Consider the following 23,318-nt stretch of genomic DNA (forward strand, 5'->3'; position numbering starts at 1 on the left):
TCTACACACTGTCCACAAGCAATACATTGATTTGGATCATACCGGTAAAACGGATGTGACATGTCCACTTCACACGCACTTACTTTCGGTTCATACGGGTATTTCTGTTCTTCAATTTCCATCATATGCACTGTATTATGCACTTTACAGTTACCATTATTGTTATCACAAACAGTACAATACAATAAATGGTTCTCTAATATTCGATCCATCGCCTCAGTCTGCGCCTCTTTTGCGCGCTGCGACTGTCTTTCAATATGCATACCGTTCTCTATTTGCGTTGAACAAGCACGCATTAACTTCCCATCTACTTCTACAATACATGTATCACAAGTTTGAATTGGATCTACTTCTGGTACATGACAAATTTGAGGATGTTCCAAGTTACTCTCGTTAAATAATTGTAGTATCGTCTTTTCACCTGATGCAGCAAATTCTTTACCATCAACGGTTACACGGACTGTCTGTTCTGCCATAGTTTCCCCACTCCTTACAACCAACTGTACAACACGTTTATGAATCCGTTTTCAAAAAACGAGTTACTGTACATATTTTTGAAACGCTCTGCTGAAATCCTTTTCTTATGAAGTCGATTCCTGATGTTATAAGGTATAACTACGAAAGCTTGAAAATGTCACTATTCTACAGTTCTATTATATCGTACATATACAATAATAACCAAAATAATCTGTGATTTCCCTGCTAATAGGTGTTTTTATTTTTTCAATGTTTTATGATAAATGTGGGAGAAAAATACATATAAAAGGGGAATTTAATATGGAGTTTACGCAAGAGACATATACGATTGTACGCTATCAATCTGGCTCATTTTCAAAACAAGTTGATGAGATTGTTACAGAATCTCCTATTACTATTAAATTAAATGGTGAAGAATACGTAACAGTTGTATGCACACCAAATTACATTGAAGATATGGTAGTTGGTTTTTTAATTTCTGAAGGAATTATTTCTTCCTATAAAGATGTTGAAGAAATATGGGTTCAAAAAGAGAACGGAATTGTCCATGTAAAATCATCAAAAGTGAATCCACTCTATCAAACTTTATATAACAAACGATACATCACTTCTTGCTGCGGAAAAGGTAGACAAGGCTTTATTTTCGTAAACGACGCCGCAAAAGCAAAAGATTTACATGATATACATGTAAAAATTACTCCTGAAGAATGCTTTTACTTAATGAATGCCTTACAACAATCTTCCACTACATTTCGCCAAACCGGCGGTGTTCACAATACTGCGCTATGTGATCGAAACAATATCCTTATATCAAGAATGGATATCGGAAGACATAACGCATTAGATAAAATATACGGCTATTGTTTACGTAATGATATATCTGTTAAAGGAAAAATTATCGCATTTAGCGGACGTATTTCATCTGAAATTTTACTCAAAGTTTCAAAAATCGGCTGTGAAATTGTTCTATCTAAATCCGCTCCAACAAAACTAGCCTTGCAACTTGCTCATGACTTAGGCATTACAGTCGTAGGATTTATTAGAAATGACTCTTGTAATATTTACACACATCCAAAACGAATTGATGGCTATCAATTGAATGTTTAAAAAATAACTCCTCGATCGAGGAGTTATTTTAGTTATAAAAATGTAATATATTAAAGACTTGAATAGTTAATAAAGTTAATATATAATTTCATTACACAATTAAATCAAAACATTGTAGCATATATCTTTTCATTCTTTTACAAATTAAAAGAGACTGCTAAAAAACGCATACTCAATCTTATAAAAGTAATGGATTTATTTGAAATCCACCAAGGAGGTTACAACTATGGAAATTCGCTTATTAACAACAGAGGACGCAGAAATATATTTAAAAGTTTGTATGGAAGGTTTAACGAAGAACCCGGAAGCTTTTAGCTCTTCTTATGAAGATGTTCTTAAACATGAAAATCCTGTAGCTGCTATGGCAAAAAGATTAAGCAATCCGGATAAGTATACTCTAGGTGTCTTCAACGATAACGATTTGATTGGTATTGCTACTTTAGAAACAAAACCATTCATTAAACAAGAACATAAAGCAAAAATCGGCTCCGTTTTTGTTTCCCCAAAAGCACGTGGCCTTGGGGCAGGACGAGCTCTAATTAAAGCCATTATTGAAAATGCCGATAAATTACATGTAGAACAACTTATGCTCGATGTTGTAGCTGGTAACGATGCCGCAAAAAAACTATATGAGTCATTAGGTTTCCAAACTTACGGCGTGCAAGAACGTTCATTAAAGCACAACGGTCAATATTGGGACGAAGAACATATGGTTTTATTCTTAAATGATTAATACTTCAATATAAAATGAAACTTTAATTGGTGTGGGGGGTGTCTATCCCCACTGATTATTAATCCACAAATAGCGGGATAGTTTTCTAAAAGCATCTTCTTATTAAGAAAGATGCTTTTTTCATTACAACAATGTAATCTTCATGTCACCTTTATCGATCGTACCAATCCTTTCCATTCACTATACTAAAAATATAAAATGAACGAACAGCATTCAATTGATACGTAGAGGAGAATGTGACATGAAACAAAAAAAACGAGCTATCTTTTTAATATGTGCTACAGCAATGGTAACTTCTGGATTAGCAATTTTACCTTGGTTTATTATATAAAAATATGCCTCTTGATAAAGTAGAACTTTAATCCAAGAGGTCATTCCCCCACTAGTTATTACTCCACACCAATCGGATAAAATAAAAAAAGCTGATTGCTTGTTAACAAGTAATCAGCTTTTTTATATTATAAAATTCCCAAAATTTTATTTACGCAACTTATAATAATAATCATAGATACGGCAACACACATTACAACCGTATTACGATCTTGCTTTTCTTTTTTTGAAACTTCTTCTTTTGGATTCATGTGTATTATCTCCTTTTAAAAAAAGTGTGAGATAGGAAATTTTTCTTATCCGATGCGAGGTGAATACGAAAACCCTCTCTATCTCACATACACAATAGAATGGAATTGTCATTTTATAAATAAAATGACATGACGTTATGTCGCAACATAGGGTATTTGTGTCGCTACGTTTTCTATTATAAATAATAGTTGTGCAAAACTAGTGCATTTTTTATGTCAATTGCCCTGAGCGAAAAAATCAGCCATCCATTCAATCACATAAAAAGAGTTTTTTATTATTTTCATGTAAACTATACAAGTAGAATGAATAGTTTGGGGTGCACAAGATTATGGTAAAAATTTTATTAGTAGACGATGAAGAACGTATGTTACGATTGCTAGATCTTTTCTTAAGCCCTCGCGGCTATTTTTGTATGAAAGCTAAATCTGGCCTTGAAGCGCTGGAATTAATCGAGCAAAAAAAATTCGATATTATTTTATTAGATGTTATGATGCCAAATATGGACGGATGGGATACTTGCTATCAAATCCGTCAAATTTCCAACGTTCCAATCATTATGCTAACAGCTCGTAATCAAAATTACGATATGGTTAAAGGCCTTACTATGGGAGCAGACGACTATATCACAAAACCATTTGATGAGCATGTATTAGTCGCACGAATTGAAGCTATATTACGCCGGACAAAGAAAGATGGCTTTGTTAGCTTCAATGGTATTGAGTGGGATAAAACGAAACATACTGTCACAGTGTATGACGAAAAAATCTCACTAACTCCTATCGAATTTTCATTACTTGGACTGTTTTTACAAAATACAAACCGTGCTTACAGCCGAGATGATTTAATCGAAAAAATTTGGGGCTATGAAACAGATATCGAATATAGAACGATTGATTCGCATATTCGCAATATCCGTGATAAATTACGTAAAAAAGGATTTCCAGTCGAGGATTATTTAGAAACCGTTTATAAAGTCGGATATAAATGGAAAAGTGAATAATTACTTAGGTCAGTGGAAATATCATACCACTGACCCTTTATTATGAATAAGGTATGGTGGGAAAATGAGTAAACTTTCACTTAAAATTGGGACATACTTTTTAATATTAGCTTTATGTATTGAAACAATTGCTTTCGTATCCTTTTACAAAAGTATTTCAAAAATGCGGATTACAGAAGAAACAGGTGCTCTATTAGAAAAAGGCAATCGGTATCGTGACAAAATTGTAAACCGCGCAAAATGGAATGAATATTCTAAACAAAAACCAAACACCGAACGACCTAAACGCCCTTGGTATCAAGAGTTCACTATCGAGCATGCAGCTGAAGAATTAATTGGCTCAGAATTAATTGCTAACACCGATACCACTATCATTATAACTGACAAGAACGGCAAAATCATTTCCACCTCAGAACCCGTAACAAAGGAAATGCAAAAACAACTTATTTGCAAAACGAAAAATATCCCCCAAAACGGGGTGATCGTAGAAAAAAACTGGAAAAAATCGAAATTCATCTCAACAGTAAGCCCACTTGAAATAACTGGATTTCAAGGTAACTTACATATGTTATTAAAGACATCTTTTTTAGAAAATATGTTAATTAAACTCATGGACCAATTTCTTATCATCAGTATTTTAACAATTATTTTAACAACGATTTCTGTCTTTGTTTTTTCTCGAGTTATTACAGAGCCGCTTATAAAAATGAAAAGAGCGACCGAAAAAATTTCAAAATTAAATAAGCCAATTCAATTAGGAATTAAACGAAATGATGAACTTGGAAGTTTAGCAAAAACGATTGAAGATTTATCGAGTGAACTTACGTATATGAAAAAAGAACGAAATGAATTTCTCGCTAGTGTTGCTCACGAATTATTAACTCCATTAACCTATATGAAAGGTTATGCAAAGGTAGCAAAGAGAGACTCTTTAACGAAAGAAGAACGCGAAGAATATTTACAAATCATTGAGGACGAAACGGATAGTGTAACCGATCTCGTACAAGATTTATTTATGCTTGTACAATTAGAACAACACCAATTTGTTATTAAAAAACAAACGATGCTTCTTCAACCATTTTTAGAAAGAATGGTTGAAAAAACAAAAACAACATTAACGAACAAACAAATGCAACTTCATGTATATTGTAAATACGATTTAGAAGTTTGCATAGACGAAAGACGCATGGAACAAGTTATGTTAAATTTATTGCATAATGCTTATCAGCATTCACCAGAAAACACTACTATAACAATACGTGTACTAACGGAAGCAGATTATTTTACAATAAGTGTACAAGATGAAGGTGAAGGTATTCCAAAAGAAGATATCCCGCATATTTTCGATCGCTTTTACCGTGTTGATAAATCCAGAACGAGGGCTACTGGAGGAAAAGGTATCGGACTGGCTGTTGCAAAGGAAATTGTAGAATTGCATAACGGTTCCATTCTAGTAACAAGCCAATTAGGAGTGGGAACAAACTTTATAATCGAGATTCCTTTTGAATAAGATGCGTGTGAAAACACCAGTAGTAGTAAACACTACTGGTGTTATTTTGTTCATAAAATCTGCCCTTATAAGCTAAGCTTTTGAAATTATTCTTATTTCAATATAAAATAAAGGTACATTTGTCAAAGATCTGGAGGGTGATATAATTGGATATCCATGTATTAACAAAAGACGAAGCAGAAATTTACTTAGAACTTCGCGTAGAAGGATTAAAGCAAAACCCTGAAGCTTTCAGCTCTTCTTATGAAGATATTATTAATAAAGAGTGTGCTATTGAATATAAAGCACAAAAATTAGCACAAGACGAAAACTATACACTAGGTGCATTTAAAAACGGAAAATTAATCGGAGTTGCTACACTGGAAACGAAACCATATGTAAAACAAGAACATAAAGCAAAAATTGGTTCCGTATATGTGTCTCCAAAAGCACGCGGACTTGGAGCAGGAAAAGCACTTATTAAAGAATGTCTTGAGCTTGCTAAATCTTTAGACGTAGAACAAGTTATGCTTGATGTTGTTGTCGGAAACGATGGTGCGAAGAAACTTTATGAGTCATTAGGCTTTAAAACGTTTGGTGTACAAGAACGTTCACTGAAATATAACGGACAATATTGGGATGAAGAGCATATGGTCTTATTCCTAGATGAAAATAAATAATAAAAAACATCCTCTCATATATGAGGATGTTTTTTTACTTTTTTATAAACCATGCCTTATTTAATAATTGAATCGCTTTCGCAATTTCTTCTTCTGATAAAATCGCAAATCCAAGTAGCACTATATTTTCAGGTGCAGTACCGTCTTTATAGTACGTAGACACAGGGTATATTTTGATACTATGTTTCGCAGCTTCTTTAATTAATTCTTCTTCCCGCATTCCATTATGCACCTTTAATAAAATGTGCAATCCTGAATCTTCTCCTATCACTTCAACACGATTTGAGAAGTACTTTTCTAGTTCAAAAACAAGTCGATCTCTCTTCTTTCGATAGACGACACGCATTTTATGAATATGTTTTTCCCAATATCCTTCATTTAAAAACCTTCTAATCACTTCTTGATCCATTCTTGAAACACTTTGTGTATAAAATAAATATTGTTGCTGATACTTTTTAATCAATTTCTTTGGTAACACCATATAGCTCATCCGTAATGATGGCAACAATGCTTTCGATAGCGTCCCCATATAAATAACTTTCCCGTCTGTATCTAACCCTTGCAGTGCCGGTATAGGTTTTCCCGAATAGCGAAATTCACTATCGTAATCATCTTCAATAATATACCTACCTTCTTCTTTCTTCGCCCATTGTAAAAGCTGCATCCTTCTCGTGATAGGCATAATCATTCCGCATGGAAACTGATGAGAAGGAGTAACAAATACAACGTTCGCATCGCTATTCTCTAAATCTACAATACAAATTCCCTCTCTATCCAAAGATAACATTTGAACTCTTTTTTCTCCCTGTTCAAAAACAACCATTTTTCTATGATATCCTGGGTTTTCAACTGCATAATTACTTCCCTTTAATAATTGAAACAGTAATTTCACTAATATTTGTGTTCCCGCTCCTAATACGATTTGACTAGCTGCACAACGCACACCTCTAGATTCATACAAATAGTTCGCAATTTCTTCTCTTAAGCTCCATTCTCCTTGTGGGTGACCAAGAAAGAGCAACTCATTATTATGAGGCTGCCATACGTCATTTATAATTTTCCGATACATATTGAACGGAAAAGCATTTGTATCGACTCCTGTTTGTGTGAAATCAAATTTATAATCCCTCTCCTGAAAGGGTACTTCTTCTATTCTCTCTTCGTTTTCTTCTACATGAACCATTTGCTCAATCTTACATACAAAATAACCTTTTCTCGAAATTGATTCAATATAACCTTCTGCAAGTAATTGCTCGTAAGCTGCCTCTACTGTATTTTTACTTACTTGTAAATGTGTTGCTAACTTTCGCTTAGCCGGTAACTTCGTAAAAGATAGAATCGTTCCATTTTTAATTTCTTTTTTTATATACTCGTACAACTGCACATACAATGCCTTCTTACCATTCATATTTAAATTAGGCGTTAATTCTAACATAATATCTGACCCCTTAATAAAACTAAAACCTGATACTTCTTACAGTACCAGATTTTATATATAATTCCTTTTATCATGTCACACATAAAAAATCAAATACTAAAGAGGAGATGCATGATCATGAACAAAAGTAGACGTATTGGACTCATTATGATTATTACAGGAGCCACATTATGGGGATTATCTGGACCGATGATTCAATGGCTATTTCAACATACGAACGTATCATCAATTGATTTTTTAACAATTCGCTTGTTGCTTGCAGGAGTATTTATTTTGTCTATCCTACTAATAAAGAAACAAAACATATTTCAAATTTGGAAACATCCTAGACATTCTATACAGCTTATTATTTTCTCTATTCTTGGCATGCTCGGTGCGCAATATGCCTTTATCGAAACAGTTCATATTAGTAATGCTGTCACAGCAACACTCTTTCAATTTCTAGGCCCTGTTCTTATTACAATGTATGTTGCATTTCAGCAAAGAAAATTCCCTACTTCTATGCAACTACTTGCAATTATAACTGCGCTAACAGGAACATACTTTATTATTACAAATGGCTCAATCGAAAATATTGTTTTATCCAAAGCAGCCATTATTTTCGGACTATTAACGGCAATTGGATTTGCATTTTATACCCTTCATCCAGCTTCTCTCATTAAAGAATGCGGAACAACTGTAGTAATTGGGTGGGGGATGTTAATCGGAGGAATTGCACTGCTTATTTATAATCGTTCATTTGGGTGGAATCAATTTTCACAAACTCTTACACTAAAAACTTTTTCTATGCTTATTCTTATCATTATTAGTGGGACCCTTTCTTTCCTTCTTTATATTGGTAGTCTTAAATATTTAGCAGCAACAGAAACAAGTATTTTATCTAGTATTGAACCACTTGTAGCAGCCATCGTTTCAATCACTTGGCTAAATGAATCGTTTGGATCATATCAATTATTAGGCGGCGTATGTATCGTTCTGTCTGTTATTTTTTTGACGATGCCTCAAAAAGAGACCGAGCCAACCTACACAACTGAACAAATATAAAAAAATGTCAAAAGAGGTCGTACAAAACTTACGACCTCTTTTTATACTTTAAAGGAATTGTCCCGCTATCTAGCAAATACAATTACACTAACAATAATAATTAGGAGCGTGGCACCATGAAAAAAATCGGAACTATGCTACTTTTCTCCTTTCTCATCACTGGATGCACACAGGCTCAACCTGATTCAAAAGCACTAAAAAAAGAAGCCATAGTAATATCATCATCTCAGGTTAACGCCCCTTCCTTTTTTCATCTTAGTGTTTTAAAAGATGTAAATTGGGAAGAAGCGCCCTCCTTCGTAGACGGAAAGATACCTTTAAAGGGGATTGAAAGAAGAATTGCAATTGCTGATACACCTATTGTCGCAAATGAACAAAATGAAATTATGTGGTACTTTCTAGACCCTGAAATACCAACTGGAAATTTATCTATTATCGCGCTAAAACAAGGATCTGTAACTCCAACACCAATACTCTATCAACAAGAAACTTCCAAACAAACTTGGACTACTTCAAATACAATCGATTCTACTACAAACGAACTCCCTCTCACTATATCGCTACCTTCATCCGGATTATGGGTATTAAATATATATGTGAATGAAAAATATTATGATCAATTTGTAATCACTGTTGAGTAAGTTGTCAAAACTAATCTACTTCCTTGCATCCACTGAATTTTGGGCGGGATAAATAATGCGGGAGCACGAATAACTCTACACTTCTTCATTATTTTGATTTCTTACCTCAAAAAAGCAGTGCCTTGAAGGCACTGCTTTTTACTATTTATAACTTGGCATTTTCGTAATTTGTGCCACACCTGAATCTATGGCTGCTTTCGCTACTGCTTCTGCAACATTCGGAACAACTCTTTTATCTAATGGATTTGGAATTACATAGTTCGCACTACGCTCTTCGTCCGTAATTATGTTAGCGATCCCATATGCTGCCGCTAATTTCATCTCTTCTGTAATATCAGTCGCGCGTACATCTAAAGCACCACGGAATATACCAGGGAACGCTAATACATTATTTACTTGATTTGAATAATCAGAACGACCAGTTCCAACTACAGCAGCTCCAGCTTCTAATGCATCTTCTGGGAATATTTCTGGAATTGGATTTGCCATTGCAAACACAATCGCTTTCTCATTCATCGTCTTTACAAGTTCTTTCGTTAATACGTTAGGCGCAGATACGCCAATAAAGATATCAGCCTGATGAATCGCTTCTTTTAATGTTCCACGCACATATTCTCGATTTGTCTTCTTTGAAACTTCAATTTGCGCTTCGTTCATCCATGTTTCACCTTCACAAACAATACCTTCTAAGCTAACTAACGTAATGTGTTTTGCACCAGCTTTTAATAATAATTTTCCAATTGCAATTCCTGCCGAACCCGCACCGTTAATAACAATTTTCACATTATCCATTTGTTTACTTACAACTTTTAATGCATTAATAACAGCTGCTAAGACGACAATAGCTGTTCCATGTTGATCATCATGGAATACAGGGATATTCGTTTCTTCTTTTAATCGTTTTTCAATTTCAAAGCAACGTGGTGCTGCAATATCTTCTAAATTAATACCTGCAAATGTAGGTTCTAAATTTTTCACAAGGGTAACGATTTCATCCACATTCGTCGTCCCTAAACATAACGGGAAAGCATCTACATTCGCAAACTTTTTAAATAAAATACTTTTCCCTTCCATAACAGGCATAGCCGCTTTCGGTCCAATATTCCCTAAACCAAGTACTGCTGTTCCATCTGAAACAACTGCAACCATATTCCCTCTTGCTGTATAGTCATACGCTGTTTCTTCATCTGCTGCAATTGCTTTACAAGACTCCGCTACACCTGGTGTATAAGTCAGGCTTAAATCATCTGCTGTATTAACTTCTACCTTACTTGTAATCTCAATTTTCCCTACCAACTCTTTATGCAATAACAATGATCTTTCATTAATTTGATTTTCTAACATACTTATAATCTCCCCTTAATTTGACAAGCTAGCTATATGAATATAGCTAGCTTGTTTGATCATGAAAACATTGTTAATAAGATTGTCGCTGTTACAACCATTGCTGCCCCGCCTAAACGCGTCGAAATTTGTGCGAAAGGCATTAATTCCATACGATTTGAAGCTGATAAAATAGCAACATCTCCAGTTCCGCCTAAACCGCTATGACATCCAGTTACAATTGCTGATTCAACTGGATACATTTTCATCACTTTTCCTATAAGAAAACCTGATGCTACCATTGTAAGAACAACCGATGCACAAACAACAACATATCCCACTGAAAGAACTGCCGCTACGTCTTTTAACGGAATATATAGCAATCCTAATCCGACCATTAACGGCCAAGTTAAATTCTTTGAAATAAATTTATATAAATGGAATGCTCCTTGCTCCATTTTTGCTGGCATTAGTTTAAAGTATTTCACAAGTGCTGCTGAGAAAATCATAATGATTGCCCCAGGAATACCGATGAACTTAGAAGCAAACCCTCCGAAGATGAAGAACGTACATGCAATTAATAAACCTGCTCCCATTAATGAGAAATCAATTGGCTTCTCTGTATTTTGTTCTTTTAATAATTCTGCTTGATTGTCTGTTTTCACTAATACACCATTACCACTAAGCTCAGGTCTCTTCTCACCTAAACGCTTCATATACCCTGCACTCACGATTGCAAACATATTCCCAATAATAGCTGCCGGAATAAGCTGTGATACGAATGTTGCTGATGATTCATTTAAAATGTCACTGTATGCTAATGACAATGGTAAAATCCCTTCTCCAATACCACCGCTCACAATTGGTACGATAATAAAGAAGAATGTATGCTTCATTTCAAACCCGAATAGTGAACCGACCAATAATCCTACTGCTACAGAAGCTAACGTTCCTACTACTAAAGGAATAAACATACGAACAAAACCTTGCACTAACACTTTACGATTCATTCCTAAAATACTTCCGACTACTAAACAAGAAATATATAAATATAAAAAGTTCGATTTTTTCATTAACATAGTCGCAGCTTCCATTGAAGCTGGATTCATCCAGTTAAAAAATACAAGTAATGATGGAATAAATAATGAGAGAATTGCTGGACCACCGATATTTTTTAAAATTGGAATTCTCATCCCAATGTCACCTAAGAAAATACCCATGATCATAATAACTGCAAAACCACCAATCATGTCTGCTGGCAATTTATTATATACAGATGCCCCATAAATAATAGCAGCCAATACTACATATAACGGTAAAGGTATAACACCGATTTTAACGTTCATAATTTTAGAAGCGAAAGATTCATTTTTCAATTCATTTCCTTCAGCAAATGATACCGCTTCCACATTCTTTTGAATTCCCATATGGCACCCCCTTGTTTTCTTAATAACAATATTAAAACGCTTTCAATAGTAAAAATAGTTTTTGTAAGTTTTGTAATTGGTTTTGTAATTAAAAAAAGTATAAGCGACTTATAATAAGTCGCTTATACGTAAAAACCTATTTTATTTTGATCAACACATCTTAATTTACTTACAGGTCTTCCCACATGCTGATACACCATTTCGTTTTCTAACACTCCAATTTCAGTCAAAAATATTACATACTTTCGAATAGAAACTCTTGAAATTCCTACTAATTGTGCCATTTCATCTGTTGTAAACGCTCGTCCATTCAGTGACTCGATCTTCTGCCAAATTAATTGCAACGTTTGCTTCGTTAATCCTTTCGGGAGCTCTTTATTGACAGTAGGCTCTCTTTTTTCTTTTTGTAAAATTAACGAATCTAATTCCGATTGACTAATTTTTTGTTGTTCTTTCATGAAAGTAAGTTTTTCTCGATATATAGTTAATGCATCTTTAAATCGTTCAAATGTAAATGGTTTAATTAAATAATCTACTACGCCATATTGTAATGCTTTTTTAATACTCCCCATATCATGTACAGCTGAAATCATCATAATATCGATTTCCTTTTCTTGATTCCGAATATACATTAAAAGCTCAAACCCAGTCTCTTCAGGCATAAAAATATCAAGTAAGACTAAATCTATTCGTGATTTCTCTAATACTTCTATCGCCGATTTTACTGAGTTAACTGCTTGAACAAGTTCGAATCCTCCTACTTGCTCTAAATAATGTGTATTTAACATTGCTACCATCGGGTCATCTTCTACAATTAAAACTTTAATCATATTTGCTTCTCATCCCTACCTTTAGGTATTTCAATTGTTATCGTTGTTCCCTCTCCTAATAAGGAGGAAATGTGAATCTCCCCATTTATTCGCTGTATACTTTCTTTTACAAGATACAAACCATAACCGCGATTATCCCCTTTTGTGGAATAACCTTTTGTAAATAATGCATCCACTTCGTCTTCTTCTATACCTTTCCCCGTATCTTGCACTGTAATAGTTAATGTATCCTGATATCGCACCCCAATTTCAACTTGTTTCTTTTTGCAATGTATCACTGCCTCTAATGCATTATCTATTAAATTCCCTACAATCGTAATAAGTTCATGAGTAATACTTTCATCATATATTTCCGGCAAGTAAGAATCTTCACTTATAATTAACTTAATATTTTTCTCCCTAGCATAGCTAAGTTTACCTAGTAAAAAACCAGCAAATACTGGACTTTTTATTCTTTTCATAACTCCACCAATTTCATATTGATGCTCTGATACCATGCCACTTATATACTTTTGTAATTCTTCATATTGTTTCATATGTGTAAGCCCTAATACGACATGCATTTTATTCATAAACTCATGAGATTGTGCCCGTAATGCTTCCGCATATAGCCTAATACCAGTTAGTTCCTCTGCTAGTTTTCTAATCTCTGTTTTATCACGAAATGTTGCAATCGCGCCAACTATTTCTCCTTTTACATATAAAGGAACACGATTCGTCACAATCGTAATTCCGTAAATATTTTGTTCTTCGTTTAATTGTACCTCTCCCGTTTGCAATACTTCTTTTATACGCGAATTCGGCATATATAGCTCAACGTCTTTACCTATAAAATCTTCTTCAAGTCCACTTTTTTTAAATAGACGTTTCGCTTCATTATTAATTAACGTTACTCTCGCCTCTTTATCTACAGCAATAATGCCTTCCTTTACAGATTGTAACATCGTATTTCTTTCTTCAAGAATTTTCGCTATCCTGTGCGGCTCAAGACCGAATAAACTTTTCTTTATATGTCTAGCTAGCAATATTGCTCCTATAATCCCGACTAGCACTCCAACTCCGACACCGATATAAATAATATGTCTACTTTCCTTAACTCTCTCTTTTACATTATCTGCCGAGATACCAACGGCTACCGCTCCAAGTTGTTCACCTGTTTCAGAAAATATAGGTACAAACACTCGCATTGAAATACCTAACGTTCCTTCTGCTAGCGATACATGTTCCTTTCCTTTCAATGCAGGCCCTTCATCTCCTCCAATAAAATGATGACCTATTTTTTGAGGGTTTGGATGTGATTTTCTTATTCCATTCATGTCCATAACTACAATAAATTGAACACCTGTGTTTTTTAATATTCTATTTGTATACGTTTGAATTGCAGAAGTATCTGCTTTTCCAATCAAACCATCGATTACAATCGAATCATTTGCCACAATATGGGCAATCGTTTTTGCTTTCTCTGCCTGGCTATCCTCCGTTGTCCGCTCTACATTATGACTAATTAATATATCTGTAACAAGTAAAGAAAAAATTACAACTGTACAAACTAGCAATGTAATCGTTTTCCATAAATTCCATAGTTTTTTTCTTTTTTTCATCCCACTAATGACTCCCCTAATTGCTGAATAGAAAAATAAGTAAGGTGATATTATTTTCACCTTACTTATTTGCTGTTATTATACTTTAAATTTACTAGTCATTGCTTGTAGTTCTTCGGCCATCTCAGCTAAGTTTTGCGAAGCTGAACTAATTTCTTCCATCGAATTTACTTGTTCTTCTGTTGAAGCTGCAACACTTTGCATACTAGCTGTATTTTCTTCTGCAGCCGCTGCAATTTCATCAATAGCATTTGTCACTTCATTTGCATCTCCAGCGATTCTCCTCGTTGTTTCTACCATTTGATTAACTTGAGAAACAATATGAGTAGTAGAACTTAAAATTTCTGTAAAACTTACTTTCGTTTTTGTTACAACATCTAAGCCTTGTTGAACTTCCCCACTCACATTATCCATTGCCTTAACAGTATGTTCAATATCAGCCTTAATTTCTGCAATTAAATTTGCAATCTCTCCAGATGATTCTCCTGATTGCTCTGCTAATTTTCTAACTTCATCGGCTACAATAGCAAATCCTCGTCCCTGTTCACCTGCCCTTGCTGCCTCAATAGCCGCATTTAAAGCTAATAAGTTCGTTTGAGTAGCAATGTTTTGAATTGCTTCAGAAATAGCTCCTACCTGCTTTGATTTTTCATCAAGAAGTTTAATAATAGCATCTGACTGGGATACCGACCTAGAAATAGACTGCATTTGTTTTGCGGTTTGTTCAACTAAATCTTCTCCCTCTTCAGCTCTTTCTCGCGCATGTAATGAGGAAATAGAAATTGACTCTGCGCTTCCAGTTACATCTTGAATTGCTATATTTACTTGTTGTAATGTAGCCGCGCCTTCTTCAACACCTTGGCTTTGTGATTCAGCCCCACCTGATACTTGTTCCATTGCAATTGTAATTTGATCTGTCGCATCATTCGCTTGCTGTACGCTCGCCGTTAACTCTTCTGCCGATGCTGCAACATGTTCTGCTGAAAAGCTAATTTGGGTAATCACATCTTGTAAAGACGTAGACATTTCATTAAATGAATTCCCTAATTTCCCTATATCATCCTTGGAATGGATTGTAATTTTCTCTGTTAAATCTCCCTTACTAATTTTATGTGCAGATTCAGCTATTTTTCGTAATGGCCTTGTAATAGAATTTGTAATGAAATAAATTAATACACTACCAAATGCAATAGCGATAGCTATGACAATCAAAGTTTTATAAAACACTGGACTGGCAGCTTGCATAATTTCTTCGTCAAACATAACTCCAACTATTTTCCATCCTGTTTTCTCATTTGTTGCAAAGATTAAATTCTTTTTATCATCTTGTTCTGTATAAGATACATTTCCTTGTTTGTCTTCATAAATTGGTTTAATCCAAGGATCAGTAACCTTTGAACCAGGCTTTCTAGACGGATGACTAACAATTTGCTTATTTTGATCTAAAATAACTGCATAGCCTTTTTCACCAATATTAATCATTTTTGAAATCTTTAGGATGTTATCCAAATTCAAGTTAATACCTATAACACCTTTACCATCTTTTACTTCTTTAGCAATTGTTACTACCATATTTTTTGTAGATGCCGATTGATACGGTGCAGTAACAATTACCTTTCCTTTATTTTCATGCGCTTCTTTATACCATGATCTATCTGTTGGATTATAGCCATCAGACATTTGAATAAATGGTTCTCTTATAAACTTCCCCGTCTGCGCTCCAATATAAATACCTTCTACTTCTGGATGAAGCTTTATATATTGTGCTAACTTCGTTCTTACTATTTCTTCTTGTCCATTTGGATATGTATCCTCTGTTAAGATGTCTGCAAAGTACGTCGCATCAACAAATTTCTCTTCTATATTTTGAGAAATAACAGTATTTAAAACTGAAATATTCTCCTTTGCTTTATCTGTCATTTGATGTTCAAAATTTGTTTTGGCAGTTTGATATGAAACACCACCGATAATAAGTCCTGGTATAGTTAAAATAATAAAAAATGAAATGATTAATTTTTTCTTGATACTCATACATTTAACCCAGTTAAATATATTTTGCATAATAAGCCTCCTTTATGTAATGTGAATACTTGTGTAATTTTATACAATTAACATACATAAAACAATATATAATGATAACATGTATTTTTTTTCTTCAATTATGCATTTTTACATATTCACTACTTCTAAGCATTTTAATCATAAAAATAAGAGAACTTTAGCATTATATATGCTAAAGTTCTCTTATTTCTTAACAGCTTCTATTCTAAACACAACATCCTACAAAACTTTTCTTATAATTCTTTAAATCTCTATCCTTCACCTTATAGCTATATTGTTAAAACTCTCCTTCCTAATTTATTTAGAGCTCTTTACATAACTAATTGCCTGACTCCCCATTTGCACCCATGCCTGTTCAAAGTTTTCTCTTGGTACTTTCACATCTAAGCTATCATCAAGCGGGTCTCGAATATATACAGATTCCTTATCGTACCCAATAAGTACAACACAATGTTCATTATATGTAATAGAAACATTCCCACTATTTGTTTTCCATGTAGTAAATTCATCTTCATCTAAAGGAGCATATGTTGCATTTGTAATCATGACTACCGGTTGCCCTGCTTTTACACTCTTATACATTTCTTCTATACTCTTTCCTGTTAAATCCACAGCTTTATTAGATAAATATTTTTTCGCTAACTGAAAAAGTGGCCCATGATATACACCATAACCGGATTCAGAAAAGGTATAAATATTTCCTACAAACCCTTCATTCGGATTTCCGCGTACACCATCAACCATAAAATCAACTTTTTTTATTTCATTTGCTAATTTCATCTTATCTACTGAAACGCCTGCGTATTGTAACATCATTGCTAAACTTGTCACTTCACACCCTCTATCCAGCTCTGGTAACTGCTGAATTAAAGACACATTTGATAAGAGGATCTTTTCATCCTTATTACTAAACTCCGTTCTTTTTCCGCTTTGTATGAAGGATGTTAATTTCTCCATATACTTTGTGATTCCATTTGTATATACGCTCCATACTGCTACGCCAAGTAAAGCTATGCATATATACCACTTCAATTTTCGTATCACTCTCACGCCCTTTTTAATTCGTTAAATAAGAATAAAACGCGTCAGCATCCGTTCGAACCATCGGTACAAAATTTAGTTCTTTTCCTTTTTCAGGCTGATCTCTTTTTATTTTTTCTGCTAATTCTTGAATGTTCATATTCATTTTGTCCATATTAAGCTCATCTGCCAATTGTAGCACTTTTTGTTCATTAATTTCTCTTAATACTTGATATATATCTTTACCATACAAATCAATATGATATTTTTTTGCTTCTGCCTGTATTTTTTGTTCGTACACTTCTTGCGCTAACTCTTCTATCTCTTTTCCTTTTTGAGAAATATCTAACTTTCCTGCTTCTTCTCTTACTTTCGTTCCATAAATTTCTTCCGCAACCTCTTCTATTTCTTTTCCTTCAGTCGAAACGCCTAATTTCTCTGCTTCCTTATTAATTTTGATTGCATTGATTTGGCTTATTAAATCCACAATCGATTTGTTCTCTACAGATATCCCTAAGTTTAACGCTTCTTGCTTCACTTTTGTTTCATAGATTTCTTCTGAAAGAATTCCAACATCTTTTCCTTCAATCGAAATTCCTAACTGTTCTGCTTCTCTGCCTACTTCTGTTTCATGAATTTCTTTTTCTAGCGTAATTTGTTCTTTTCCTTCCGTTTCAATACCTAATTTCTCTGCTTTTTCTTCTGTATTTATTACATGTATCTTTCCATTGTTTAATTGCTCTTTACTGCGCTGCGCATAGTCTGTCTTTCCTTTTGATGTTTCAGAAGGAGAGGCACCGCCTAATATACTTAAACTCATTACTCCAATAGTGAATACCACCATCATTTTCTTTTTCAAAATTAATTCCTCCCTCTTATACTTTCTTTCCCATCATTCCCATAAAGTGAAACTATACTCAGTGGGGAGCTTCATCCTCCACTGAGTATTAGCCTTCACCAATCGAGTATTTCCGGACAGCCCGACTCCAGTCGAGTTTTACTGTCCAGAAAATAGCGGGATCATTTTTTAAATACTATACATACATCTCATCACTGCCTAAGATAACATTATGATCGAGAAAATTTACTCACATACACCTCTATAATCTCTTCTTCATGTAACGATTTTTCTTTATGCAATACATAATATAAATAGTTTCTTAACTTTCCCTTAAAAAAAAGACGACCTTGTAAAAACAAGATCGTCTTCTTACTTATATTTTTTGATTTTTAGGGAGAACTACTTCAAAACAAGTACCCTCTCCCCATCTGCTCTCTACTAATATTTTTCCGTAATGCTTTTCTACAATCCACTTGGCGATTGAAAGACCTAATCCTGCTCCCTCTGATGTACTCCTTGCTTTATCCCCTTGATAAAAACGATCAAATAATTTTGGGATATCCTCTACTTTCACGCCTATCCCATCATCTTTCACCTGTATACAAATCGAGCTGCTCGTTTGCGTGCAATCAATTCGAATATGACCGCCTTCATTCGTATATTTCATCGCATTATCTAACAATATGACCATCATTTGATGAATCCGCTCTCTATCACCCATAAAAGACATGTTACGTTCTACTTTTAATATCATCTCTTTTTCTTGATAAGAAGCAATTTCTTTATATGGATCTACTATTTCTTCTAACAATTTACCCATTTCAAATGTTTTTTTATCCATCTCAATTTGATTAGAATCCGAACGTGCTAACAACAATAAGTTGCTAACTAGTTTCGATAACCGCCTGCATTCCTTAGATATTGTAGAAATGTCCATCACTTTTTCTTCTATCGTAGCGGATGGTGACTGAAATAACACATCCGTTTTTGATTGAATAACTGCAAGTGGCGTTCTTAATTCATGCGATGCATCGGAAACGAACTGCTGCTGTTTCTCCCATGAATTTTGAATCGGTATGAGTGCTCTGCCAGCTAGGAAAAAGCCGATACCTATTGCACAGAGACTTCCTATACTACAACCTATCACGAGAATTAAAAATAAAGTATTTAACATTCCTTCTTCCGCTGTTATATCTCGCACGATTTGAACTATTTCTCCATCTTTTTGAAGCGAAAATGCTCTAAAATATCGTCCTTGCACTTCAATATCTTGCAAATCCTCTAACTTTTTTGGAGAAAACTTTTCCAAATTCTCTTCAAAAATAGAACGGAATTTACGATTATCGCCTTCTATTTTCACTATTTTCCCATTCCAAGTTATTCTAGTTACCCGCGGATCTCCAATTTGGATATTCTCCATGCGTTTTCTTGGTGGTATTTTAACATCTAGTTTTTCTCCATACTGAGCCATCATTTTTATAGATTGATCCACTTCATTATAAATACGCTTATATGTGTACGAATAAACAATACTACCTAATACTCCTATTAATAGGATAAATACTAATGAGTTCACTATAGTCAGACGAATGCGTGTTTTTTGAAACATACTTCCTTTTTTCATTTCTCTTTTAATATATATCCAATACCACGAACAGTTTGAATATCTTTCTGATAACCGAATGGCTCTAATTTTTTACGTAAATGATGCACATACACTTCTACAATTGCTACTGTCGTATCTGAATCAAATCCCCAAACACGATCGAAAATTTGTTCACGCATTAAAATCTTTCCGCTATTTTGAATGAGATACTCTAAAAGCTCATATTGTTTTAATGTCAGCTTAATATCTTGTCCCTCTACTTGAACATCTTTATCTTTTCCAAACAATTCAATTCCTTTATATCGAATTGTCTGCTTTGTTGTTAAACTACCACTTCTGCGTAATAAAGCACGAATTCTCGCCTTTAGTTCTGGTGCTTGAAACGGCTTTACGATATAGTCGTCTCCGCCAAAATCCAATCCTTTCACTCGATCTTCTAAAGAATCTCTTGCTGTTAAAAACAGGACTGGCGTTTCAATTCTTTCATCACGTATTTTTTGAATTACTTCAAACCCGTCCATTCCTGGCATCATCACATCAAGTAAAATTGCATCATAAATGTTTTGCATTGCCAAAAACAATCCATCTTCTCCATTTAACGCTGTATCTACTTCAAATTCATCACGCAAAATTTGTACGATAGACTCTAATAACGAAGCATTATCTTCTACTACAAGTAAGCGCATATTCTCACCTTCCATACTATAGTTCAATTCTATTTATTATTACATTTCTGCTCTTCATAACGAAAGAATGTAATCCTATTATGTAATTTCATTTTCAACTATTTCCTTCTAAGTTTTTGCTAGATATAAAATTTTGAGCCTTTATTATAAAAACTCTTTCTTAAATTTTGCTTAATAAAAAATTGAAAGAAATAAGATTCCCCTTATCTCTTTCAATTTTTTACTACGTACACCTTTTTACTCGGCAACTCCAAACAATTTAATTGACCGCCATACACAGCCCCGCCATCAACTCCAATAATACGATTACTACCAAAATATACTCCGCAATTCTCACTACCATGAAGCGTTTTTGTTTCCGTATGGCCAAATACAACAACCTTTTCGCCACTATACCCACTATGAAATTCATTACGGATCCACATTAACGTATATGTTTCAGATTCAGAAACTCGTTTCATTGGCTCAACACCAGCATGTACAAATATATACTCTTCTGTTTCAATGTAATGATCTAATTCTTGAATAAATTTTACATGTTCCTCTAATACGTGAGATTGTAAAATTGGCTTTTGGAAGTCCCCTTCATTAACTGCAATATCTTCTTCTACAAATCCATAGCTATATAACGTTTTATCTCCACCATTTCTTTTTACCCAATGGTTCCATGAACGTTCCTCATCTGTCGTTAGCGCTTTAATCATCATATCTTCATGATTTCCCTTTAAAACGAATGCTCCTTCTTCTTTTAGCTCTTTCACCTTTTCAAGTACAGCACGTGCATTCGGACCACGATCCACATAATCCCCTAATAGAATTAATTGATCTTGTTTTGCGTTGTATTGTATTTCCTCAAGTAACTTTTTAAATTTATCAATCTCTCCATGAATATCACTAATGACAAGTATCCTATTCATTTTTCTCCTTCTTTCTAAATAAAGTTATTTCTAATTATAACTTTATTTAAAGGAATTTTCTGAACTCAATTACTAGAAAGTATTATTATTACAAATGCAGCTAATTTCCTTACAACACTGTAAGTCTCTTGTCATTCAATTCGATAGTTGTAATTACTATATTTCCTTATACTAAAAGTAAGAAATGAAACAAAAAACAAGGAGAGATGAGATATGAAAAAAGTGATGGAAGTTGTAGTAGCGGTGGTAGAGGTTTTCGTAAATGGTAAACAAGTTGCAATGGAGTTAAATAAATAATGAAAAGGACAATATTCATTCTAGACCCTTTACTCATATAAAAGAGATAAGAGTTCATCATTTCTTTGATCCCTTATCTCCCTATAAAGAAAGCCGTATCCCTTTAGGATACGGCTTTCTTTTATTTTTGGCTCGTACGAGCTGAAATGCTAATCGCTCTATCTGTTGCTTTTGCAGCTTCATCCAACGCTTCTTTACTATTCTTTCCGTCATACATTGCTTCTAATGCTTTTACAACTGCATCTCGTGATTCTGGGAATACATTAATTAATGCACCTTGAGTTGCTGGAGATTGCTTCGTCGCTTGTAATTGTTCTACTGTTACTTTTAGCTGTGGATATTTTTCATATTGCTCTTTTACTAACGATTCATTATATGCATCTGGATTAATTGAGAAATATCCTGTTGCAGTATGCCATTTTGCTTGTACGTCTGGCTTCGTTAAATATTTCATAAAGTCCCATGCACCTTGCTGCGTTTCTTCTGAAACCATATTCGTCATCCATAATGATGCACCGCCAATAACAACACCATTTCGCTTTGAATCTTCTGGATACGGAATATACGAAACACCTACATTAAACTTAGATGCATCGATTAAATCACGAACACCTGCTGAAGAATCTAAATACATAGCAACTTGTCCAGATTGGAACGCGGCACGAATATCATCCCAACTTGCTCCATACTTTCCTAGTGCACCAGCTTTATTCAATTCATCTAACATTCCAAATACTTTCTGTCCTTCTTTACCGTTAAATACCGCTTTCTTTGCAGCATCTTTACGGCCATTTTCATTATCTACATATAAAGCCCCTTGTGTCGCTAACAATTCTTCAAAGAACCAACCATAATTGAGCATAGAGAATCCATATTGTTTTACATTTCCGCCTTCTTTAATCGTTAACTTTTTCGCGGCTTCCTTTAATTCAGCATATGTTTGTGGAGCTTTCTCTGGATCTAACCCAGCCTTTGCAAAAGCATCTTTATTATAAATTAATACTGGCGTAGATGAATTAAATGGCATAGAATACATTTTTCCATCAACTGAATAATAATTTGTAATTGCTTTTTCTAATTTTGATGTATCGTACTTATCTTTTTTAATCCAACTATCGATAGGCGTAATCTTTTTGCTATCAATCATATATTTCGTTGTAATTTCACTCGATTGAACAAGAGCTGGAGCTTCTTTCGTAGCAGACATCGTTTTAAACTTCGTTAAAGACTCTTCGTATGTTCCTTGAAACTCTGCCTTTATCTCGTACTTATTCTGCGATTTATTATAGTCTGCAACAAGCCCATCTAGTACACCTTGTGTTTTTCCACCCATCGCATGCCAAAAACGAATTACAGTTTTATCACCATTTTTTTCAACTGGTGCTACTTTTGCCTGCGCTTCAGGTTTCCCCTCTGTTTTACTATTTGAACAAGCAGCCCCAGTTAATGCCATTGTGGCTGCCATTAAAAGAGCAGCACTTTTTTTCAATAAACTCATCTCAATCCCACCTTTTCCTA

At 34.2% G+C, this 23,318-nt stretch carries 21 protein-coding genes and 1 pseudogene; 7 read left to right on the plus strand and 15 right to left on the minus strand.

The annotated features are described in order from the left end of the window. The coding region (locus JDS92_RS20180) for a 2Fe-2S iron-sulfur cluster-binding protein (protein ID WP_199632425.1) at positions 1–476 on the minus strand (476 nt) is incomplete at its 3' end. A 301-nt stretch (positions 477–777) separates the two neighbouring features. Between JDS92_RS20180 and fdhD the strand changes: the two genes are divergently transcribed. Continuing rightward, on the plus strand, positions 778–1,584 hold the full coding sequence (gene fdhD / locus JDS92_RS20185; protein WP_000397291.1) for a formate dehydrogenase accessory sulfurtransferase FdhD: 807 nt from the start codon (positions 778–780) through the stop codon (positions 1,582–1,584). 226 nt (positions 1,585–1,810) lie between these two features. Next, a complete protein-coding gene (locus JDS92_RS20190) occupies positions 1,811–2,317 on the plus strand; it encodes a GNAT family N-acetyltransferase (RefSeq protein WP_087949286.1) in 507 nt (168 codons plus the stop codon). Positions 2,318–2,775: 458 nt separating this feature from the next. Here JDS92_RS20190 and JDS92_RS31265 read toward each other — a convergent pair whose 3' ends face one another. Then, positions 2,776–2,898, minus strand: a complete 123-nt coding sequence (locus JDS92_RS31265) for a hypothetical protein (RefSeq protein ID WP_001068395.1) — start codon at positions 2,896–2,898, stop codon at positions 2,776–2,778. A gap of 329 nt (positions 2,899–3,227) precedes the next feature. On the opposite strand from JDS92_RS31265, the gene JDS92_RS20195 reads away from it, so the two are divergent. The 3 genes from JDS92_RS20195 to JDS92_RS20205 all read left to right on the plus strand — a co-directional run bounded on the left by JDS92_RS20195 (position 3,228) and on the right by JDS92_RS20205 (position 6,068). After that, a complete protein-coding gene (locus JDS92_RS20195; RefSeq protein ID WP_000238941.1) occupies positions 3,228–3,899 on the plus strand; it encodes a response regulator transcription factor in 672 nt (223 codons plus the stop codon). A gap of 64 nt (positions 3,900–3,963) precedes the next feature. Beyond that, positions 3,964–5,409 carry a HAMP domain-containing sensor histidine kinase gene (locus JDS92_RS20200; protein ID WP_087969866.1) on the plus strand — a complete coding sequence of 482 codons (1,446 nt, stop codon included), beginning with the start codon at positions 3,964–3,966 and terminating at the stop codon, positions 5,407–5,409. Positions 5,410–5,555: 146 nt separating this feature from the next. Next, entirely contained in the window at positions 5,556–6,068 is a 513-nt protein-coding gene (locus JDS92_RS20205) for a GNAT family N-acetyltransferase (protein ID WP_000351217.1), read from the plus strand. Between the two features lie 34 nt (positions 6,069–6,102). On the opposite strand, the gene pdxR is transcribed toward JDS92_RS20205, so the two are convergent. Then, a complete protein-coding gene (gene pdxR / locus JDS92_RS20210; RefSeq protein WP_199632426.1) occupies positions 6,103–7,503 on the minus strand; it encodes a MocR-like pyridoxine biosynthesis transcription factor PdxR in 1,401 nt (466 codons plus the stop codon). 120 nt (positions 7,504–7,623) lie between these two features. On the opposite strand from pdxR, the gene JDS92_RS20215 reads away from it, so the two are divergent. Both JDS92_RS20215 and JDS92_RS20220 read left to right on the plus strand, forming a co-directional pair. Continuing rightward, positions 7,624–8,550, plus strand: a complete 927-nt coding sequence (locus JDS92_RS20215) for a DMT family transporter (protein ID WP_097957600.1) — start codon at positions 7,624–7,626, stop codon at positions 8,548–8,550. Positions 8,551–8,666: 116 nt separating this feature from the next. Then, complete coding sequence (locus JDS92_RS20220) at positions 8,667–9,191, plus strand: DUF4871 domain-containing protein (protein WP_000719665.1); 525 nt, start codon at positions 8,667–8,669, stop codon at positions 9,189–9,191. A 141-nt stretch (positions 9,192–9,332) separates the two neighbouring features. Here JDS92_RS20220 and JDS92_RS20225 read toward each other — a convergent pair whose 3' ends face one another. The 12 genes and pseudogenes from JDS92_RS20225 to JDS92_RS20275 form a co-directional block, all read right to left on the minus strand. After that, a complete protein-coding gene (locus JDS92_RS20225) occupies positions 9,333–10,535 on the minus strand; it encodes an NAD(P)-dependent malic enzyme (protein ID WP_000892431.1) in 1,203 nt (400 codons plus the stop codon). Positions 10,536–10,594: 59 nt separating this feature from the next. Further along, positions 10,595–11,941 carry a 2-hydroxycarboxylate transporter family protein gene (locus tag JDS92_RS20230; protein WP_000512713.1) on the minus strand — a complete coding sequence of 449 codons (1,347 nt, stop codon included), beginning with the start codon at positions 11,939–11,941 and terminating at the stop codon, positions 10,595–10,597. 122 nt (positions 11,942–12,063) lie between these two features. Then, the gene (locus JDS92_RS20235) at positions 12,064–12,771 is read right to left on the minus strand and encodes a response regulator (RefSeq protein WP_199632427.1); all 708 of its coding nucleotides are present in this window, start codon (positions 12,769–12,771) and stop codon (positions 12,064–12,066) included. Next, on the minus strand, positions 12,768–14,372 hold the full coding sequence (locus JDS92_RS20240; RefSeq protein ID WP_199632428.1) for a sensor histidine kinase: 1,605 nt from the start codon (positions 14,370–14,372) through the stop codon (positions 12,768–12,770). The genes JDS92_RS20235 and JDS92_RS20240 overlap by 4 nt, the downstream gene beginning before the upstream one ends. Positions 14,373–14,450: 78 nt before the next feature. After that, positions 14,451–15,398, minus strand: coding sequence for a methyl-accepting chemotaxis protein (locus JDS92_RS31710; RefSeq protein ID WP_472926310.1), 948 nt, complete (start codon positions 15,396–15,398; stop codon positions 14,451–14,453). After that, positions 15,390–16,433: pseudogene (locus tag JDS92_RS31715) on the minus strand (HAMP domain-containing protein); the annotation flags it as partial. The pseudogene JDS92_RS31715 and the gene JDS92_RS31710, both read right to left, overlap by 9 nt. A gap of 297 nt (positions 16,434–16,730) precedes the next feature. Further along, positions 16,731–17,477 (minus strand): C39 family peptidase, encoded by a 747-nt coding sequence (locus JDS92_RS20250; protein ID WP_199632430.1) that lies wholly within the window; start codon positions 17,475–17,477, stop codon positions 16,731–16,733. Positions 17,478–17,490: 13 nt separating this feature from the next. Further along, positions 17,491–18,312 carry a transporter gene (locus JDS92_RS20255; protein ID WP_199632431.1) on the minus strand — a complete coding sequence of 274 codons (822 nt, stop codon included), beginning with the start codon at positions 18,310–18,312 and terminating at the stop codon, positions 17,491–17,493. A 355-nt stretch (positions 18,313–18,667) separates the two neighbouring features. After that, positions 18,668–19,903, minus strand: coding sequence for a sensor histidine kinase (locus JDS92_RS20260; RefSeq protein WP_199632432.1), 1,236 nt, complete (start codon positions 19,901–19,903; stop codon positions 18,668–18,670). Positions 19,904–19,914: 11 nt separating this feature from the next. Continuing rightward, entirely contained in the window at positions 19,915–20,586 is a 672-nt protein-coding gene (locus JDS92_RS20265; RefSeq protein ID WP_001238627.1) for a response regulator transcription factor, read from the minus strand. 212 nt (positions 20,587–20,798) lie between these two features. Next, a complete protein-coding gene (locus JDS92_RS20270) occupies positions 20,799–21,503 on the minus strand; it encodes a metallophosphoesterase family protein (RefSeq protein ID WP_097957576.1) in 705 nt (234 codons plus the stop codon). A gap of 418 nt (positions 21,504–21,921) precedes the next feature. Beyond that, positions 21,922–23,298, minus strand: coding sequence for an ABC transporter substrate-binding protein (locus tag JDS92_RS20275; RefSeq protein WP_097957575.1), 1,377 nt, complete (start codon positions 23,296–23,298; stop codon positions 21,922–21,924). Positions 23,299–23,318 lie beyond the last annotated feature (20 nt).

This window comes from Bacillus cereus group sp. N12, assembly GCF_016483575.1.
In the GTDB taxonomy this organism is placed as follows: domain Bacteria; phylum Bacillota; class Bacilli; order Bacillales; family Bacillaceae_G; genus Bacillus_A; species Bacillus_A toyonensis.

Coding starts and splice junctions, on each gene's coding strand:
- JDS92_RS20225 (WP_000892431.1), bottom strand. CDS start 10,535: ATGTTAGAAAATCAAATTAATGAAAGATCATTGTTATTGCATAAAGAG.
- JDS92_RS20240 (WP_199632428.1), bottom strand. CDS start 14,372: ATGAAAAAAAGAAAAAAACTATGGAATTTATGGAAAACGATTACATTG.
- JDS92_RS20200 (WP_087969866.1), top strand. CDS start 3,964: ATGAGTAAACTTTCACTTAAAATTGGGACATACTTTTTAATATTAGCT.
- JDS92_RS31710 (WP_472926310.1), bottom strand. CDS start 15,398: ATGTCTACGTCTTTACAAGATGTGATTACCCAAATTAGCTTTTCAGCA.
- fdhD (WP_000397291.1), top strand. CDS start 778: ATGGAGTTTACGCAAGAGACATATACGATTGTACGCTATCAATCTGGC.
- JDS92_RS20215 (WP_097957600.1), top strand. CDS start 7,624: ATGAACAAAAGTAGACGTATTGGACTCATTATGATTATTACAGGAGCC.
- JDS92_RS20275 (WP_097957575.1), bottom strand. CDS start 23,298: ATGAGTTTATTGAAAAAAAGTGCTGCTCTTTTAATGGCAGCCACAATG.
- JDS92_RS20235 (WP_199632427.1), bottom strand. CDS start 12,771: ATGATTAAAGTTTTAATTGTAGAAGATGACCCGATGGTAGCAATGTTA.
- pdxR (WP_199632426.1), bottom strand. CDS start 7,503: ATGTTAGAATTAACGCCTAATTTAAATATGAATGGTAAGAAGGCATTG.
- JDS92_RS20195 (WP_000238941.1), top strand. CDS start 3,228: ATGGTAAAAATTTTATTAGTAGACGATGAAGAACGTATGTTACGATTG.
- JDS92_RS20230 (WP_000512713.1), bottom strand. CDS start 11,941: ATGGGAATTCAAAAGAATGTGGAAGCGGTATCATTTGCTGAAGGAAAT.
- JDS92_RS20270 (WP_097957576.1), bottom strand. CDS start 21,503: ATGAATAGGATACTTGTCATTAGTGATATTCATGGAGAGATTGATAAA.
- JDS92_RS20260 (WP_199632432.1), bottom strand. CDS start 19,903: ATGTTTCAAAAAACACGCATTCGTCTGACTATAGTGAACTCATTAGTA.
- JDS92_RS20220 (WP_000719665.1), top strand. CDS start 8,667: ATGAAAAAAATCGGAACTATGCTACTTTTCTCCTTTCTCATCACTGGA.
- JDS92_RS20190 (WP_087949286.1), top strand. CDS start 1,811: ATGGAAATTCGCTTATTAACAACAGAGGACGCAGAAATATATTTAAAA.
- JDS92_RS20265 (WP_001238627.1), bottom strand. CDS start 20,586: ATGCGCTTACTTGTAGTAGAAGATAATGCTTCGTTATTAGAGTCTATC.
- JDS92_RS31265 (WP_001068395.1), bottom strand. CDS start 2,898: ATGAATCCAAAAGAAGAAGTTTCAAAAAAAGAAAAGCAAGATCGTAAT.